General features: G+C 39.9%; 17 protein-coding genes. 11 read left to right on the top strand and 6 right to left on the bottom strand.

The window, feature by feature from the left end; all coding sequences use genetic code 11:
* Positions 1 to 4: 4 nt before the first annotated feature.
* Entirely contained in the window at positions 5 to 2,035 is a 2,031-nt protein-coding gene (locus HCCG_RS09660; protein WP_002957344.1) for an ATP-dependent helicase, read from the bottom strand.
* A complete protein-coding gene (fliW, locus tag HCCG_RS09665) occupies positions 2,035 to 2,457 on the bottom strand; it encodes a flagellar assembly protein FliW (protein WP_002957345.1) in 423 nt (140 codons plus the stop codon). The genes HCCG_RS09660 and fliW overlap by 1 nt, the downstream gene beginning before the upstream one ends.
* 75 nt (positions 2,458 to 2,532) lie before the next feature.
* Here fliW and HCCG_RS09670 point away from each other — a divergent pair, with 75 nt between their 5' ends.
* The 3 genes from HCCG_RS09670 to HCCG_RS09680 are packed head-to-tail and all read left to right on the top strand — an operon-like array spanning position 2,533 to position 7,081.
* Positions 2,533 to 5,244 (top strand): valine--tRNA ligase, encoded by a 2,712-nt coding sequence (locus HCCG_RS09670; RefSeq protein ID WP_002957346.1) that lies wholly within the window; start codon positions 2,533 to 2,535, stop codon positions 5,242 to 5,244.
* Between the two features lie 26 nt (positions 5,245 to 5,270).
* The gene (locus HCCG_RS09675; protein ID WP_015453228.1) at positions 5,271 to 5,963 is read left to right on the top strand and encodes a rhodanese-like domain-containing protein; all 693 of its coding nucleotides are present in this window, start codon (positions 5,271 to 5,273) and stop codon (positions 5,961 to 5,963) included.
* The gene (locus HCCG_RS09680; protein WP_230197939.1) at positions 5,906 to 7,081 is read left to right on the top strand and encodes an MBL fold metallo-hydrolase; all 1,176 of its coding nucleotides are present in this window, start codon (positions 5,906 to 5,908) and stop codon (positions 7,079 to 7,081) included. Before HCCG_RS09675 ends, HCCG_RS09680 begins: the two co-directional genes overlap by 58 nt.
* 7 nt (positions 7,082 to 7,088) lie before the next feature.
* Here the strand turns inward: HCCG_RS09680 and HCCG_RS09685 are convergent, their stop codons facing one another.
* Positions 7,089 to 7,511, bottom strand: a complete 423-nt coding sequence (locus HCCG_RS09685) for a Fur family transcriptional regulator (protein ID WP_002957349.1) — start codon at positions 7,509 to 7,511, stop codon at positions 7,089 to 7,091.
* A gap of 128 nt (positions 7,512 to 7,639) precedes the next feature.
* Here HCCG_RS09685 and ffh point away from each other — a divergent pair, with 128 nt between their 5' ends.
* The 7 genes from ffh to HCCG_RS09720 all read left to right on the top strand — a co-directional run bounded on the left by ffh (position 7,640) and on the right by HCCG_RS09720 (position 11,970).
* Positions 7,640 to 8,983: a signal recognition particle protein gene (gene ffh, locus HCCG_RS09690; RefSeq protein WP_002957350.1), complete on the top strand. Its 1,344-nt coding sequence runs from the start codon at positions 7,640 to 7,642 to the stop codon at positions 8,981 to 8,983.
* A gap of 66 nt (positions 8,984 to 9,049) precedes the next feature.
* Positions 9,050 to 9,280, top strand: coding sequence for a 30S ribosomal protein S16 (rpsP, locus tag HCCG_RS09695; RefSeq protein WP_002957351.1), 231 nt, complete (start codon positions 9,050 to 9,052; stop codon positions 9,278 to 9,280).
* Positions 9,281 to 9,290: 10 nt separating this feature from the next.
* Positions 9,291 to 9,530 (top strand): KH domain-containing protein, encoded by a 240-nt coding sequence (locus HCCG_RS09700; protein WP_002957352.1) that lies wholly within the window; start codon positions 9,291 to 9,293, stop codon positions 9,528 to 9,530.
* 18 nt (positions 9,531 to 9,548) lie between these two features.
* Positions 9,549 to 10,136: a ribosome maturation factor RimM gene (gene rimM, locus HCCG_RS09705; protein ID WP_014666269.1), complete on the top strand. Its 588-nt coding sequence runs from the start codon at positions 9,549 to 9,551 to the stop codon at positions 10,134 to 10,136.
* A 9-nt stretch (positions 10,137 to 10,145) separates the two neighbouring features.
* Complete coding sequence (gene trmD / locus HCCG_RS09710; protein ID WP_002957354.1) at positions 10,146 to 10,913, top strand: tRNA (guanosine(37)-N1)-methyltransferase TrmD; 768 nt, start codon at positions 10,146 to 10,148, stop codon at positions 10,911 to 10,913.
* On the top strand, positions 10,903 to 11,259 hold the full coding sequence (gene rplS / locus HCCG_RS09715) for a 50S ribosomal protein L19 (RefSeq protein WP_002957355.1): 357 nt from the start codon (positions 10,903 to 10,905) through the stop codon (positions 11,257 to 11,259). Before trmD ends, rplS begins: the two co-directional genes overlap by 11 nt.
* Before the next feature lie 144 nt (positions 11,260 to 11,403).
* Positions 11,404 to 11,970: a hypothetical protein gene (locus tag HCCG_RS09720; RefSeq protein ID WP_002957356.1), complete on the top strand. Its 567-nt coding sequence runs from the start codon at positions 11,404 to 11,406 to the stop codon at positions 11,968 to 11,970.
* A 3-nt stretch (positions 11,971 to 11,973) separates the two neighbouring features.
* On the opposite strand, the gene HCCG_RS09725 is transcribed toward HCCG_RS09720, so the two are convergent.
* The 3 genes from HCCG_RS09725 to aroQ form a co-directional block, all read right to left on the bottom strand.
* On the bottom strand, positions 11,974 to 13,935 hold the full coding sequence (locus HCCG_RS09725; protein ID WP_002957357.1) for a 6-hydroxymethylpterin diphosphokinase MptE-like protein: 1,962 nt from the start codon (positions 13,933 to 13,935) through the stop codon (positions 11,974 to 11,976).
* Positions 13,936 to 14,012: 77 nt separating this feature from the next.
* Positions 14,013 to 15,056 carry a M24 family metallopeptidase gene (locus tag HCCG_RS09730; protein WP_015453225.1) on the bottom strand — a complete coding sequence of 348 codons (1,044 nt, stop codon included), beginning with the start codon at positions 15,054 to 15,056 and terminating at the stop codon, positions 14,013 to 14,015.
* Positions 15,053 to 15,535: a type II 3-dehydroquinate dehydratase gene (gene aroQ / locus HCCG_RS09735; RefSeq protein WP_002957359.1), complete on the bottom strand. Its 483-nt coding sequence runs from the start codon at positions 15,533 to 15,535 to the stop codon at positions 15,053 to 15,055. The genes HCCG_RS09730 and aroQ overlap by 4 nt, the downstream gene beginning before the upstream one ends.
* Before the next feature lie 213 nt (positions 15,536 to 15,748).
* Here aroQ and nusA point away from each other — a divergent pair, with 213 nt between their 5' ends.
* Positions 15,749 to 16,945: a transcription termination factor NusA gene (nusA, locus tag HCCG_RS09740; RefSeq protein WP_002957360.1), complete on the top strand. Its 1,197-nt coding sequence runs from the start codon at positions 15,749 to 15,751 to the stop codon at positions 16,943 to 16,945.
* Positions 16,946 to 16,992: the final 47 nt, after the last annotated feature.

The following is a 16,992-nucleotide window of genomic DNA, read 5'->3' on the forward strand; positions in this document are numbered from 1 at the left end:
TCGCTTAAACCACACTATCTTTGCTTAACAATTCGCCCTCGTATAAAAAGATTGATGGGGCATAGTCGATGTTTTTCATATTATCCTTTTTAGCAAAGGATAATATAAGATTTTCTTTTGCACGCGTGATGGCTACATAAAAGAGCCGTCGCTCCTCTTCTATGCTTCCGCCCTTGCTTATGAGTTTGCGATTTGGAAATCGCCCATCCATTAAATCCACCACATACACATTTTGAAACTCTAGCCCCTTACTTGCGTGAATGCTTAATAGATTTACCCCACTACCCTCACTTGCTTCACTTGAGCCTAGAATCATCGCGTTTAAAAACTTCCCCAAATCATTGTGATTTTTTGCCAAATCAAGCAAAAGGCTGCATTTGCGTTTGATAGATTCTAAAGCCTGCTCAAGCCTTGCAGAATCTATACTGCCCTCTTTTGTCTTAGAGCGATTTTTAGCTAGATTTTGCATAATGTCAGTAAAAAACTTCGCATTTACAATTCGCTCAATCAGCCTTTTTGGCTCTTTAATATGCCTTATAGAATCTAGCATTTCATAAAAATCACTTAAAAATATCGCCCCCTCTTTTTGAATCTTTGGGTGTTGCAAAAGCGGGTGTGAAGCAAAGCCCCCTATAATATATTCATTAAACCTACCTTGAGATTCTAAAGCAAAAAAATCATCAAAAAGTCCAAGCTGTGTATTTTTTGCCCTTTGCTGATAGGCTTTTACATCACTCTTTGGCGAAAACATACCCCTATGGCAATCCCCCTCACCTAAGATAAACAACGCCTCATAAATATCCTTAGCAATGCTATTGCCTATGCCTTTGCCATAGCTCAGCGTATGAATATGTGCCATCATATCGCGTGGATTATGCGTAAGGGAGCAAATATCAAGTATCAGGCTCACTTCCTTTGTGTCAAAAAAGCTCACACTCCCCTTGCGTTTTGAAGGGATATTTAGCTCTCGCAAACTCGCCTCAATCCCATCGGCACTTGAATTATTGCGAAAAATAATAGCGGTATTTTCATAAGATATGTTGCTTAAAGCTATGCGTTTGGCAATGCCCTGATACTGCAAAAACAGCTCATCATACCACACAAGCTTTGGTGGGGCAAACTCACCTTGTTTAATCACTTCTAGCCTTTTGGGATATACCCGTTCATTTTTCTCTATCACTTTATTAGCAAGTTCAAGGATATGCTTACTTGAGCGGTAATTTTTGCTTAAAGTAAAAACTTTTGAATCTGCATACTTTTCCCCAAAGCCGCTGATTATGCTAATATCCGCCCCATTAAACGCATAAATGCTTTGGTCATAATCCCCCACGCAAAATAAACTTTGGGGTCTAAGTGCATCAAGGATAGAATCTTGCAGTGGATTAGTGTCTTGATACTCATCGCATAGCACTTCCATAAATGGCGGTGAGCTAAGCTCTAGCAAAGATTCACGATACAATAAAAGCAAGTCATTGTAATCCGCATAATGATGTGTGTGCTTTAATGCCTTGAACTCTTCCATTACATCTTCATAAATAGCAATATATGGCTCTTGCTGCGGATTCCTATCTACTATCCACGCCCCAAAGCCACCTTTATACGCAGCATTGACAAAAAGCGAATAGATTTCATATAAATACTGTGCGGAATAGGGCTTAATGGAATCTTGGCTAAAAACGCGTTTTTCATACAGACTTTTAAAGAGCATTTGCAATTCTTTAGGCTGTTTAAGATGGATATTTTTCATCTGTCGCAAATAGCGATACGCCACGGCGTGAAATGTGCCAGATTCTATCTCTTTAGCAAGGCTAGAGCCAAAGATTTTCCCCACTCGCTCAATCATCTCACTACTTGCTTTGTTTGTAAAGGTAAGCAATAAAATATCTTTAGGCTTAAAGCCCTGCTGCAAAAGATAGGCTATACGCCCCACAATCGTGGAAGTCTTGCCCGTCCCAGCCGAAGCGATAATAAGATTATGTCCGCTTGGAGCAGTAGCGGCGGCTAACTGCTCGGCGTTAAGGTTGGAGAGTGGCATTATTTGCTAAGTGTTTGTAGAATCTCAGGAGATAAAAACTCTTTTAAAGGTTGGACTTTGCTAAATTGCGGATATTCAGCCACAGGCAAAGTTGTAACCTGCAAACAAGAAGCATTGCTTGGATTAAACACAAAAGGTGCCATAAGATTCACAATGGAGTTTGCAATAGGCTTTTGCACCACCACTACACAAAATACAAGCACCTTATCGCCCCTTGTCTCATCTAAATCAAGGAGCTTTTCATCAGCGGTTGGAATAGTGAAGTTGTATTCGCAAAGTGAAAAGGGATTTACAAGCGTGATTTCAAAAGGACGCGTTCCATCAAGTGAGTGGAGCTTGCTAAAAGTCTCATCTATCTGCTCTAGCTCCACCTTTGTAACATCATCAAAGCCCAAAATTGGCATCTTTAGCTCATAAGTCATTTTTACCTCCATTTGTTTTTAGCAATTTGGTATTATAATACACCTAAAGCAAATTAAATACCACAAAGGCATTTTATGGAGAATACGACACAGGAAAAAAAGGGCTACAATTCCAAAGATATAGAATCTAGATTCTATAATATTTGTCAATCTCGGGGATATTTTGAAATTGATGGGAACAAACATATTCAAAATGGAGAAAAGTTTTGTATTATGATGCCCCCACCTAATGTTACAGGTGTTTTACACATAGGACACGCACTCACTTTTACATTGCAGGATATTATCACGCGTTTTAAAAGAATGGACGGATTTAAAACGCTCTATCAACCCGGACTTGATCACGCAGGGATTGCCACGCAAAATGTCGTTCAAAAACAACTCGCACAAGAAGGCATAAGCAAAGAATCTTTAGGTAGAGAAGCCTTTATTAAAAAAGTGTGGGAGTGGAAAGAGCAAAGCGGGGGCGCAATCCTTAATCAAATGCGTCATCTAGGCATCACTCCGGCGTGGTCGCGTCTAAGATTCACAATGGATAAGGGCTTGCAAAATGCGGTTAAAAAAGCTTTCGTGCAGTGGTACAATCAAGGCTTAATCGTGCAGGATAACTATATGATTAATTGGTGTGTCAATGATGGTGCGTTATCTGACATTGAAGTGGAATACGAGCAGAATCTTGGCAAACTCTACTATCTACGCTATCCCATAAAGAATAGCACACAAGCCCTTATTGTCGCTACTACGCGTCCAGAGACATTTTTTGGCGATAGTGCGGTGATGGTAAATCCAAGCGATGAGCGATACAAGGATTGTATCGGTAAAAGCGTGATTTTGCCGCTTTTAAATAGGGAGATTCCCATTATTGCGGATTTAGCGGTGGATATGGAGTTTGGCACGGGCTGTGTGAAAGTAACTCCCGCTCACGATGTCAATGACTATGAGGTAGGCAAACGCCATAATTTAGAATCTATTACCATTTTTGATGAAAAAGGTATTTTAAATGCCTATACTGGGGAGTTTGAAGGGCAGGAAAGACTAGAAGCACGAGAGAGCATTGTCAAAAAGCTAGAATCGCTTGGCTTTGTTGAAAAGATTGAAGATTATACAAATCAGGTTGGCAAATGCTATCGCTGTGGCAGTATTGTAGAGCCTTACATCTCAAAGCAATGGTTTGTCAAAAAAGAAGTCGCACAAGAGGCTATTAAAAAAGTCAATGCGGGAGGGCTAAAGTTTTTCCCAAATCAATGGCTGAATAATTATAATGCGTGGATGAGAGAGCTGAAAGATTGGTGTATTTCACGCCAACTTTGGTGGGGGCATAGAATCCCCGTGTGGTATTGTGAATGCGGAGAAAAGATTGCGTGTGAGAGCGATAATCCCACCTGCCCCAAATGCAATGCACTCATCACAAAGCAAGATGAAGATGTGCTTGATACTTGGTTTAGCTCGGGGCTTTGGGCATTTAGCACACTTGGCTGGGGCAACATACAAGAAAGCAAAGATGATGAAAATACAGAATCTGCCAAATCTGCTGAATCTGCCCTTTTCACAGATTCTGATTTAAGCGATTTTTATCCTAATTCTTTGCTGATTACAGGCTTTGATATTTTATTTTTCTGGGTGGCTAGAATGCTTCTAAGTGGCGAATCTTTGCTAGGCTCCCTGCCCTTTAAAGATGTCTATCTTCACGCATTGGTGCGAGATGAAAAGGGGCAGAAAATGAGTAAAAGTAAGGGCAATGTCATTGATCCTTTAGAGATGATAAGCACTTATGGGGCGGATACTTTGCGTTTTACTCTAGCGATTTTATGCGCTCAAGGGCGAGATGTGAAGCTCTCCACTCAAAGCTGTGAGATTTCTAAAAATTTTATAAATAAACTCTACAACGCCACGCAGTTTTTAAAACTGTATGCCTCCCAACAAGATGAGATTCAAAATAAAACCTTTAAAGCTTTTAAAAATCTTAGTGAGATAGAGATACAAACTCCACTTGGTCAGTATATGTTTGTGCGTTTGCAAGTGGCGATTAATGAAGTGCGTCAGGCTTTAGAATCTTATCGCTTCAATGATGGAGCGAGTATTTTATATCGCTTTTTGTGGGGGGAATTTTGCGATTGGGGGATTGAACTTGCAAAGGCAAGTAAAGATTCTGTCTATGAGCTTGGAGCGATTTTTAAAACTGCGTTGCTACTCTTGCACCCTTATATGCCTTTTGTTACCGATTGGCTATGGCATAGCTTGAATGGCAGTGAGATAGAATCCGCAGATTCTATTATGATAGCCCCTTATCCAAAGGCAGAGAATGTGAGTGAAGAGCTATCCGCCATAGAGCAAACTTTTAAAGTGATTGAAGATGTGATTATTTCAATCCGCCGATTAAAAGCAATGCTTGAGCTTGGCAATGCAAATGTGGAACAAGTATTTGTTAAGCTTAATATAAGTGTAGATGAAAATATGCTTAAACTTTTTGTAGAAAAACTTGCTAAGGTTACAAACTTACAAATCGTTAAAGATAAACAAATGGGCTGTGTGTGCGATGTCAGCGATTTGAGTGAGAGCTATATAAATCTTCAAGGCATTGATTTAAGTGCCATTCTCACGCGTTTAAACAATCAAAAAGCAAAGCTTGAAAAAGAGATAGTCAAACTGCAAGGAATGTTAGGCAATGAAAATTTTATCAAAAATGCCCCAAAAGCGGTGCTAGAGCAAAATACACAAGCCCTTGAACTCGCACAAGAAAAGTATGCTAAGATTCAAAACGAGCTTAAAACGCTCACGCAATCCTAAACACAAATCACAAAAAGGAGAGTAAGATGAAATTTTTTAGAGTGAAAAACGCTATTTTAGCGGTATGTTGCCTAGCGTTGATAGGTTGTGGAGATTCAGATTCTAATTCCACAGAATCTAAGCAAAGCAGCTATTACACACAGCTTGTGGAGGTTATGCCTGTGGTTAGCTCACTTGAAAGTGCCAAGCTAAAGGGTGATGAAAATAAAGCTAAAGAAGCCCAAAACAAACTCCAAACGCTGAGTATAGATGAAAAGCTAAGCCAAGATGCGACAGCTATTCTTCAACGCGCGGGGCAAAATGGCTATACCATTATCCTGCCTGATGAGTTAGCACAAGATATGGAATCTTATACGATTATAGCTACTCTGCCGCGTGGCGTGTATAATCTAGGGCTTATCCCTAATGCTAAACATTTTGAGTTTGCTTTAAGTCCAAGCTTAAATGACAATGGCAGCGAGTGGAATTGGGAGGCTGATTCTCTCTCTCGCAAACAAGATGAGTTTATAGCCCTGCTTGGAAAAGATAAGGATTCTAAAATCGTATTTTATGATAGTGGGGAGTATGGACTTTCGCCTATGGGAAGTGCGGTTATAGGGATTATGTGGGCTAAGAAGTTAGGGTATAATAATGTCTATTATCTTGTTGGTGGATTTAACGCGTGGAAAGATTTAAAACTACCCATCAGCACGGAAGCACCGCATTGCTGTCAAATGTAAGAATCTGCATAATTTTTGTGATTATGACCTGCTATGCCACTTGTGGAATTTCTCAAGATTCTAAAAATCTTGCAAAAGGCTCTAGCCCGGATACTGAAGAAATGCAAAGATTTTCTTCAGTGCCAAATTTTGAATGGAGAGAAGATAAAAATGGCATTAAAAAGGGCTATTTTACAAATCTTAATCCACGCACGAAGCACATTAAACGCGCAGCGTGGTGGGAAGTGGCAAGATTCTATCTTTTTAAGCCTAAAAATGCTAAACCCAAACACCCATTGCCATTTGTTAAAACAAATCTCAAAACACTTCATACACAGAATCCTGCTATTGTGTGGTTTGGACATTCTTCATTTATGCTAGAAATGCAGGGCTTTAAGATTCTTGTTGATCCTGTGTTTAGCAATTACGCCTCGCCTTATTCTTGGATTAATCGTGCTTTTACTTCTCATATCCATTTGGGCAAGGAGGATTTTGATAGCATTGATGTGCTTGTGATTACCCACGATCATTATGATCATTTGGACTATCCCACCATCATTGCCTTAAAAGATAAGGTAAAGCAATTTGTCGTGCCACTTGGCGTTGGCTCTCATCTACGATTTTGGAGTGTGGATTCTCAAAAAATCACAGAATTACAATGGTGGCAAAGCCTAAAACTTGCTCCTTCCATTATTATCACTTCTACGCCCTCGCAACACAGCTCAGGACGCACAATAGAATGGGACAGGACACTTTGGAGTTCATATATGCTAGAAATGGCTGGAGTAAAAATATTTTTAAGCGGTGATGGGGGCTATTATACGCATTTTAAGGAGATTGGAGAAAAGTTTGGCAGAATTGATGTAGCGATTTTAGAAAATGGGCAATACAATGAAGCGTGGCGATTTTCACACTCTTTTACAAATGAGGTGCTACAAGTCGCTGTTGATTTAAAGGCAAAAATGATTATCCCCATTCACTATGGACGCTTTGTCTCTGGCTCTCACGCGTGGAATGAGCCACTCAAAAATCTCATTGCCTTATGCGATGGGGCAAATATCCCTATCAGTGTGCCTATGCTTGGCGAAGTGTATGAGTTCACCACTCCACCTAAACGCGAGGTATGGTGGGATTTTTAAGATTTTGTTAGCTTTTGTTTTTAGGCCAGATTCTGCATTCTGGACATTTGCCTATAAGCACCGCGGAAATATCACAAATACTATATCCGCTATTTTGACTGCAATCTTTTTCTAAAGCTTGTGTATCAAGCCTAATGTCTTCAAGCTTGCCGCATATCTCACAATACACGTGCAAATGCCTATCGCTACTTAGCTCATACTTTTGTTTATCTTTTGGAGCTTTAATCTCACGCAAGATATTTGCTTCACAAAGTGCGTGAATATTCTTATAAATCGTAGCGAGTGAGATAAATGGGAAAATAGAGCGAATCTGCTCATATAGCTCTTCTACACTCATATGCCCGTTTTTTTGAATCCTATCAAGCATTGCGAGTCGCTGTGGTGTAATTTTGAGCTGATTCTCTCGTAGAGATTGTTCAAAATTTATCATTACAATTCCTTGCTATTTCATGGATTACCTTTAACTATATAAGTTTGAAGCAAATACAAGCATAATAAAAGTGATTTTTATGTAGAATTCCGCCTTTTATTACATTTTATTTTCACAAAGGAGTTATCGTGTTTGACACACTCACAAGCTCATTTAAAGGCATTATTAACAAAATCCGCTTTGCTGATGATGAAAAATCGCTTCAAAGGGCGTGTGATGATCTGAAAAAGACTTTATTAAAAAATGATGTGTATCACAAAGCTACAAAACAGATTATCCAAGAAGTGAGCCAACGCACCAAAAGCAATGGCATAGGCAAACAAAGCTTTATGAATGCCCTTCAAGAATCTTTAAATGAGATTCTAAAATCCAAAAAAAGCTATGGGATTAGCTTCTCACCAACGCCGCCTAGTGTGATTTTGATGATGGGTTTGCAAGGAAGCGGTAAAACAACTTCAAGTGCCAAACTCGCCCTTTATCTTAAACAAAAAGGTAAGAAAGTTTTGCTTGTGGCGTGTGATTTGCATAGACTCGCAGCCATTGAGCAGCTTAGTCAATTAGCCGCAAGTATTGAAGTGGATATTTTCACACCAAATCAAAGCTCAAAGCCTGAAAATGCTGTGCAAGTAGCCAAGGAAGCCAAGCAAAAAGCAACAAACACACATTATGATGTGGTTATCATAGATAGTGCGGGACGCTTAAGTATTGATGAAGCTTTAATGCAAGAGCTTTTAGAAATTAAAGATTCTATTAACGCCACAGAATGCCTGTATGTAGCCGATTCTCTAAGCGGACAAGATGGAATCCGCTCCGCACAAAATTTTAATGAAAAAATTGGCATTGATGGGGTGATCCTTTCAAAATTTGATAGCGATAGCAAAGGCGGGATTGCCCTATCTATCGCCTATCAAATCGGCGTTCCGCTGAAGTTTATAGGAAGCGGAGAGAAAGTAGCGGATTTTGATGTGTTTGTGCCTGAACGCATTATCTCTCGTCTTATGGGAGCGGGGGATATTGCAGGATTAGCGGAAAAAACCGCAAGTGTCATCAATCAAGATGAAGCTAAAAGCATAGCTAAAAAAATCAAAAAAGGGCAATTTGGCTTTGAAGATTTTATTAATCAAATTGAAAATGTTAAAAAGCTAGGCTCAATGAGTTCCATTGCCTCAATGATTCCCGGGCTTGGCGGAATGGCAAGTGCGTTAAAAGATGTGGATTTAGACAAATCAAATGAGATTAAAAATATCCGTGCAATGGTAAATTCTATGACAAAAAAAGAAAGAGAGAATCCCGATTTACTCAATGGCTCAAGACGCAAGAGAATAGCCCAAGGCAGTGGCTTGGAAGTGAGCGATATAAATCGCATTATTAAGCAGTTTGATCAAGCGGCAAAATTAGCTAAAAAACTTTCACAAAAGGGCGGTATGCAGGAGCTTATGAGTATGATGGGCAATATGCGTATGCCAAAATAATCGTGCTTTAAGCAAAACACATTATAATTCCAGCTTTTTAAAAGCAATTATGTTAAGGAGCAAAATATGGCAACAGTGATTAGACTTACTAAAATGGGGCGTAAGAAAAAGCCTTTCTATCGTATCGTAGTTACAGATTCACGCAAAAAACGCGATGGTGGCTGGATAGAATCTCTTGGTTATTACAATCCTTTGGTTGAACCTGCACTTGTCAAATACGATGCACAACGATTAGAGTATTGGAAAAGCGTTGGTGCAAAGATGAGTGAAAGAGTAGCTAAACTGACTTCAAAATAAAGAAGCGATGATGGTTGAAGATTTTGTCAAAGAATATGCAAAAAAGATAGCCAACAATCCAGAGGCGATAGAGATTAAGCTTGAGAATCTAGAAGACAATACTTGTGAAATTACTATTTTTGCTGATCCTCAAGATGTCGGGCGTTTGATTGGACGCGATGGCAAAATGGTAGGCTCTTTAAAAACTTTCATTTCAGGCTTAAAAGCTAAAGATGGGAAAAATTATAGAATCGCCATTCAAGCCCATTGAATCTAAACTCATCACATAATGGAACATTCAAATAAAAATTGCCTACTTTTAGTTGCTAAAATTGGGCGGCTTGTAGGCGTAAATGGAGCGTTGAAACTTCACATTATGAGCGATTTTCCCTCCATTTTTGCCCCACAGGCGACTTTTTATCTACAATCCCCAGCTCAAATATCTTTTAATCAATCTCCAAACGCCCAAGCCACACTTGATACAATCCGCATTCACTCATTTGACACAACAAAGAATCTTGTGATTTTTCAAGGCTATGAAAGCAGAGAGAGTGCCGCAAAGCTAATCAATTATGAGCTTTACTCCACATTGACAGAAAGCAAAAAGATTCTAAAAAAAGGCGAAATCTTATGGCAGGAACTCATAGGCACGGCTATTAGCGACACCACGGATACAAAACAAAGGAATCTTGGCGTTGTGAAAGATATTGAGCGTATTGCTAAGATTGACTATTTTCTTATCCAAACGCACACAGAGCTTATCTCCCAAGGGCTACCAAAGCAGTTTTATATCCCAAATATCAGCCAATATGTCCTTAGCATTAGCACAGACTGCATAGCAACACAAAACGCCTTTTTACTCCTGCAAGAAAGCTAAGGGGGCAAAATGCATTTTTCATTTTTGACCCTTTTTCCCGCACTCATTGAATCTTACTTTACAGATTCTATTCTTAAACGCGCCATTAACGCCAACCTCATCAGTATTGAGACCATCAATATCCGTGATTATGCCTTTGATAAATACCAAAAGGTTGATGAGCCGCCAATCAGCGGTGGGGCAGGACAAGTGATGAGAGCAGATGTATTAAGCAGAGCATTAGCGCCACTTAAAAGTTCCCATATTATCTTTCTAAGCCCTTGTGGCAAACCTTTTAACAATAATGACGCTAAACGCCTAAGCCAAGAATCTCATATAAGCTTTGTATGTGGGCGATATGAGGGCTTTGATGAACGCGCCATAGAAATGTATGCTGATGAAGTCTTTAGCATAAGCGATTGTATTCTCACAGGTGGGGAGCTTCCAGCCCTTGTGCTATGCGATAGTATTGCAAGGCAGATTCAAGGTGTGCTTGGCAATACAGAATCTTTGCAGGGGGAGAGCTTTGCGGAACATTTACTTGAAGCACCAAATTTTGCTAAAAGTCCGCCATTTACCACAAGCCCAAATGAAAATTTACAAAATTTAGCTGTGCCTTCAGTGTATTCAAAGGGAAATCATAGTAAAATCGCCGACTTAAAAAAACGCTTGGCGATATGCAAGACAAAATATTTTAGACCGGATTTGTATCAAACATACCGCGTTTTAGCCCATATTTCAACCGGGCGGATAGCAAAAAAGCATACCCAAAAAGAAAGGACAGCCTATGAGAAATAGATATATTGAGAGCTTCAATAAAGCACAGATCGGCGAGAGAAAAGTGCCACAATTTAAAGCTGGAGACACACTCCGCCTAGGCATAAAGATTCAAGAAGGCGATAAGAGCAGAATCCAGCACTTTGAAGGTGTGTGCATTGCCATACGCGGAAATGGTGTAGATAGGACATTTACAACAAGAAAAATGGGTGCAAACAACATCGGTGTGGAAAAAACTTTCCCACTTTATAGCGAGAGTTTGGATAGCATAGAAGTATTGCGTATTGGTCGTGTCCGCCGTGCTAAACTCTACTACCTACGCACAAGACGCGGTAAAGCTGCGAGAATCAAAGAGCTTCGCAAATAACTCTTTCTCCTTAACTGATTCCCAGATTCAGTTTTAATCCCTAAATTGATAATGCATTTTTGGGGATTTTTTTGTTAAAATGCCACTTTTGCAAGAATCTAATGAGATTCTTAGTCTTATAGGAATTTTTACAAAAGGGACATTATGTTTGACTTCACGCTAGATTATAAAGAACAGCAATTTTTTGGATTCCAGCGATTTTGCTTGTTTATAGGGCTTGGATTTATTGTGCTTTTTTCTTTATTTTGGAGAGTTTATAATATCCCAAACATCCCTACTTGGCTTGCACCCATTGGAATTGCAGCAGGAGTTATGCTTCTTTCACAAAAAGGACGATTTGCTAAAACCGGTATGCTTATGGGCTATGCATGGCTTATGGTGTGCTTTATCTACTCTTTACTCTTTTTTAGCTCACTTATTGAAGTAAAAGACATAGAGATTACATTTTTCCTTGCAGAGATAGAATCTTTTCTCTATACGCAAGGCTTCATCACGCTAGAAGATATGAATGAGCTAGGGCTTACTTCGCTTCAGCCTTACATACGCGATGTCTTTTTATCTGCTCATATAGGTGGGTTAATCTACTCTGCCCTTGGGCTTATGCTCACTCTCTTACGCTTTACACAAAAGATTTTACCCCTGCTTTTTGTGTGTTTTAGTTTAAGCTTACCGCTTGTGTGCTTTATGGCTACTTTTTTTGCGTGGGTATAGAATCTAGCTTGTATGCGTTGTGGCAAGGAGTGTGTAGCTCATCACCATTTTATTAAGCCCAGATTCTACAAGCTCCACACATCGCGCATAAAATAAGGCAATATCATCATTTGGGATATGCAACGCACACAGCATTATGCTATGCAAAATATGCGAGATACTCCCTTCAAAAAGCACCCCCACAAATGGCTGTTCTGCCACTTTCTTAAGGCTCAAAGCCTGAATCTTATCAATCCTTTCAAAAAGCTCCCTTTTCCCACGCACACTTACTTTCATCGCCTGTAAAATAGCCTCTTTATACGCTTTAACTTCGCCTATATGGCTATCTGTGCTACTTAGCACCTTGTGTTTATCCTTACACATATAGCCCTTAAGCTCCGTTATGGCTTTGGCTTTATCCACTTTGGCTAAATCAAACTCATCTGTCTTGGCAGAGCGACTTCCGCGGATATATGCCCCCTCACCTAGATTCAGCACAAGCCTTGGAGTAAAAACTTCAATCGCCCTACTCATCATCGTAGCAGAGAGTGAAAATAACGCATCGGCATAGACCTCACATTCCGCATTGCCCTGCACGACATAGGCATTTTTTGGAATCTCACTTTGCTCATCGCCATAAAACGAGCCTTTAGCGTGTTTTGTCCGCCCCTTGATATACCCGCAATCTAGCCCACAAATCAGCACCTCTTCGCTCAATAAACACGCAAGGGCAAATCCCGCATTCCCCACATAAGGTGCGGCAAACTCCACCACACTCTTTGCCCTGCCAAAATACGCACTCGCACTGCCCCCACGCATAAACATATACGCTTCCTTAGCAATGCTTAAAGCACTTGGCTGCACCATATTCCCACAAAGCAGTGTCGTGTCCCCCAAAGGCGCAGATTCTAAAACACCTTTAAGATAGTCAATCCGCTCAATTTCAATTTGAAAATCTGGCATAATCCCTGCGTTTTTGAGTGGCTTTAACGCCGTCCCACAGCTAAAAATAATCATTCTATCCATATTTGCTTTGATAAATGGCAAAAGAGAATCTAAACTCGCCCCATTACCCACAACACATATTGGCACACTAAGCCTTTGTGGCAAATGCAAAATGGGATAGGGCAGAATCTCACTCTTGCTAAGATTACAAAAGGTATTTTTCACCCCTATCATCTCATCATCAAAGCTCCCCCAACCCCTTGAATTAATCGCATAAGCCTGTGCGACATTATCCCTAACAGCTTCAATCTTTGGGCTATCATAGAGCTGCAATTCTAGGCGGAGAAAATTATTTGTAATGCGTCTTTGCGTGAAGTAATTTTGCACAAAATCCTTATGCAACAAATCCTTGACAAAGAGGTAGCAAGAACGATCACTCACAGATTCAAACAAAAGGGGATAATCCACAAAATAAAGCGAGATTCTAAATAAATCAATATCTTCTTCAAAAAGTAGCAGTGAGTGAAAAAAATAGCCCTTTTCAAGTAAAAACTGCAAAAACATACCGCCCAAAAGCCCAAAAAATGTACTGCTAGGTAGGAAGTTGTTGGGGAGATGAAAGCGATTGCTCCCGCTAAACTCATTTTGCATAAGCTCAATTATGGGGTTACAAATATCAGCCGTAAGCGGGATTTTTTGCGAATCTAGCTTATGCAGGGCTAGATGATTGGTATAAAGGCTAAAGGCGGGATTATTTAAAGGATTTTCACTCAAGCTTAGATTTTGCTCTATCATCGTGTGCTTGGCATTTTCAACCGGATAGACAAAGCTATTATTTTGTATATCAATGATATTAAGCTCATTATCCTCACAATAAAGCGTGTATTGACTAGGTTTAGCTTGGAGTTCATTGTAAAGCTTGGGATTAAGGGTTGAGAAAAAGTCCATATTAATCGCATATCGCTTGGTGATATAGGCGTTAAGCAGACTTAAATCGCCACTTTGTGCGATATGTAAAAGTGTGGGGGTTTGCTCTTTCATCTTTATTTTTGCCCTTTTAAGCCCTGAATCTCAAGCTTTAAGTCTAGAATTTAGCTTCAAGATTCTAAGATTCTCTCCTACAAAATCTCTGCGCGTCCATTTTTCATCACAACCAAATCTTCAATTCTTACGCCAAATTCATTGGGGAGATAAATGCCCGGCTCAATGGAAAAAACCATATTATCTTCAATCCTATCCTCACTCAAGCGTGAAATACGCGGCAGCTCGTGTATGTCTAAGCCCACGCCGTGTCCCGTGCTATGGACAAAATACTTCCCATAGCCACTTTTTTCAATCTCAGCTCTTGCAAGTGCGTCAATCTCCTTGCCGCTCATACCGCTTCTTGCCTTGCTTATGGCCTTTTCTTGAGCCTTTAACACAATATCATAAATCTTGCTATGAAGCTTATTTTTAAACTTCTGCTCCTTACCAAAATGTATATCTTTGCCCACAGCAGCTGTTCTCGTCATATCCGAGCAATACCGCTTATATTTAACCCCCGCATCAAAAAGCAAAATATCATTCTTTTTTAAAATACATTTAGTAGAAGGCAGTGCGTGAGGTTTTGCTCCATTCTCATTAATGCCAACAATAGGATCAAAGCTCAAATCATACCTACCAAAATTGCTTAGAATCTGCTTAGCTTGATAATGCAGCTCTTTTTCATTCGGGGTTTGTTTTAGAATCTTAGAAACATATTTAGCAAAGGCTTTGAAGGCTTTTTTGTTAAGCTTTTGTGAAATGGCAATGAGGGCAATTTCTTTCTCACTCTTATAGATTCTTAGTTGCTGATGAAAGTTTGGTTTTGAGATAAGCTCACATTTTATCGCACTAAGAGATGAAAGGATCTTCTCATACATCGCCACATTCAGCTCTTGGGGATTAAATATAATCTGCTTTAGGCTAAGCCTACTGACTATGCCGAGCAAACTCTGAATAAAGTCATTTGAATCTATCACTTCTGTGTGCTTATTGCAAAACTGCTTTGCTTCAAGGGTGTAGCGGGAATCTGTAATGAAAAATCGCGTATCCTCCACACGCACGACAATAGCATTATCACAGCTAAAGCCACACTCATAATATTGTGCGTTTTCATCAAGGATAAAATAAGGTTGCATCATTTTTGCTGTGCCTGATCGGCTTGTTGTGCTTTGTAGGCTTGCACTTCATTTGCAATTTGCAAGATTCCCATTAACGCTAAATGATAGCCAAAAGCACCAAATCCCGTGATTACTCCAGCACTCACAGCCCCCGTATAGCTTTTACTCCTAAACTCCTCTCGTGCGTGGATATTGCTAATATGCACTTCGATCACAGGCACACCACAGCTTGCTATCGCATCAGCAATAGCAATGGAAGTGTGTGAAAATGCCGCAGGGTTGATAATCACGCCGACATACTCTCCGCCTATACACTCCTGAAGTTTATCAATAATCTCGCCTTCAAAATTACTTTGGAAAAACTCTAAACTTGCGTTGTTTTGTTTAGCTTGATTTTGAAGATTTGTGTGAATTTGCTCAAGTGTGAAATTTCCATAAATATGTGGCTCTCTATGCCCTAGTATATTGAGATTTGGTCCTTGTATCACTAAAATTTTCATATTGCTCCTTTTGCCTCTAAAACAAGATAAACCCCACATTATAGCTAAAAATAGGCATATTTGTAAAACTTTAAGCAAAAATTTATTATAATCTCCGCTCTTCTCACAAAGAATCCCAAAAGATAGTATATACAATCCCTAGACTCAAGCAACTAGAGCTATCTTAAAGCCACAACGGCAGGGGCAATCCACGCACAATAGGAGCTAGTGTTTATGGAAAAGATTTTAGATATTATTGATTTAATTGCGTATGACAAGGGGCTAGATAATGGCGTGGTTTTAGAGATTGTCAAAAATGGCTTAATCAAAATCGCACAAGAAGAGATTAATCCCCTTTATCACTACATTGTTGAGCCAGATGTAAAAGAGCGGATATTAAAGCTTTTTTACCGCAAAAAAGTCTGTGCTGATGATGTAAAACTCACAGAAGAAGATTTAGCTACTTCAATCCCCTTGTCTCAAGCTAAGGAGTTTGGCGATGTGAGTGTAGGCGATGAGCTAGATTGTGAATTGCAGCTTGATGAGATGAGCCGTGGGGCAATCAACAAGCTTTTTTTGAATCTTGAATACAATTTGCAACGCTCCATTGAAGATCAGATTCTACAAGGCTTTCGCGCCCAACTTGGCAAAATCGTCAATGGGCAGGTTGTGGGTGTTGATGAGCGTGGCAATACCTTTGTAGAAATCGATTCTATCCGTGCCCTGCTACCGCAGAAAAATCGCATAAAGGGCGAGAGTTTCAAGGTTGGCGATACCATTCGTGCGGTGCTAAAATTTGTTGGCATTAACAAAAATGGGCTACAAGTGGAGCTATCTCGCACCACGCCAAAATTTTTAGAAGAGCTTTTAGCGTTAGAAGTCCCAGAGATTAAAGATAATGAAGTAATGATTTTTAAAAGTGCGAGAATCCCCGGCGATAGAGCAAAGGTAGCGGTATATTCCAATAATCCTAGAATTGATCCTATCGGTTGCTGTGTGGGTGTAAAGGGTGTGCGGATAAATGCAGTCAGCAAAGAGCTAGCAAATGAAAATATTGACTGCGTAGAATATCACAGCACACTAGAGATATTTATCGCTAAAGCCTTGACGCCTGCTCAAATCCTAAGTGTAAAAATACAAGAGCAAAATATAGAGCAAAGTGAGCGTGAAAATATGGAGGGCGAAAAAGAGAAAAATGAAAGAAAAAAGGCTATCGTGCTGATCAAAAGCGATCAAAAAAGCAAGGCTATCGGCAAGGGGGGTGTGAACATCCGCCTTGCAAGTATGCTATGTGATTGCGATATTGAACTATGCGAGATTGACACGCCAAATACGGGGGATTCCAAAGCAGATTCTAATACCACAACTCCAAGTGAAAACACGGCACAAAAAAGCGGACTAGACGCCCTTAGCTCACTCTTTAAAAATTAGATTCTAATTCGGTAGCTTACGCTCCTTTGCGAGATTTAACTTAATAC

Source organism: Helicobacter cinaedi CCUG 18818 = ATCC BAA-847, from assembly GCF_000155475.1.
In the GTDB taxonomy this organism is placed as follows: Bacteria; Campylobacterota; Campylobacteria; order Campylobacterales; family Helicobacteraceae; genus Helicobacter_C; species Helicobacter_C cinaedi.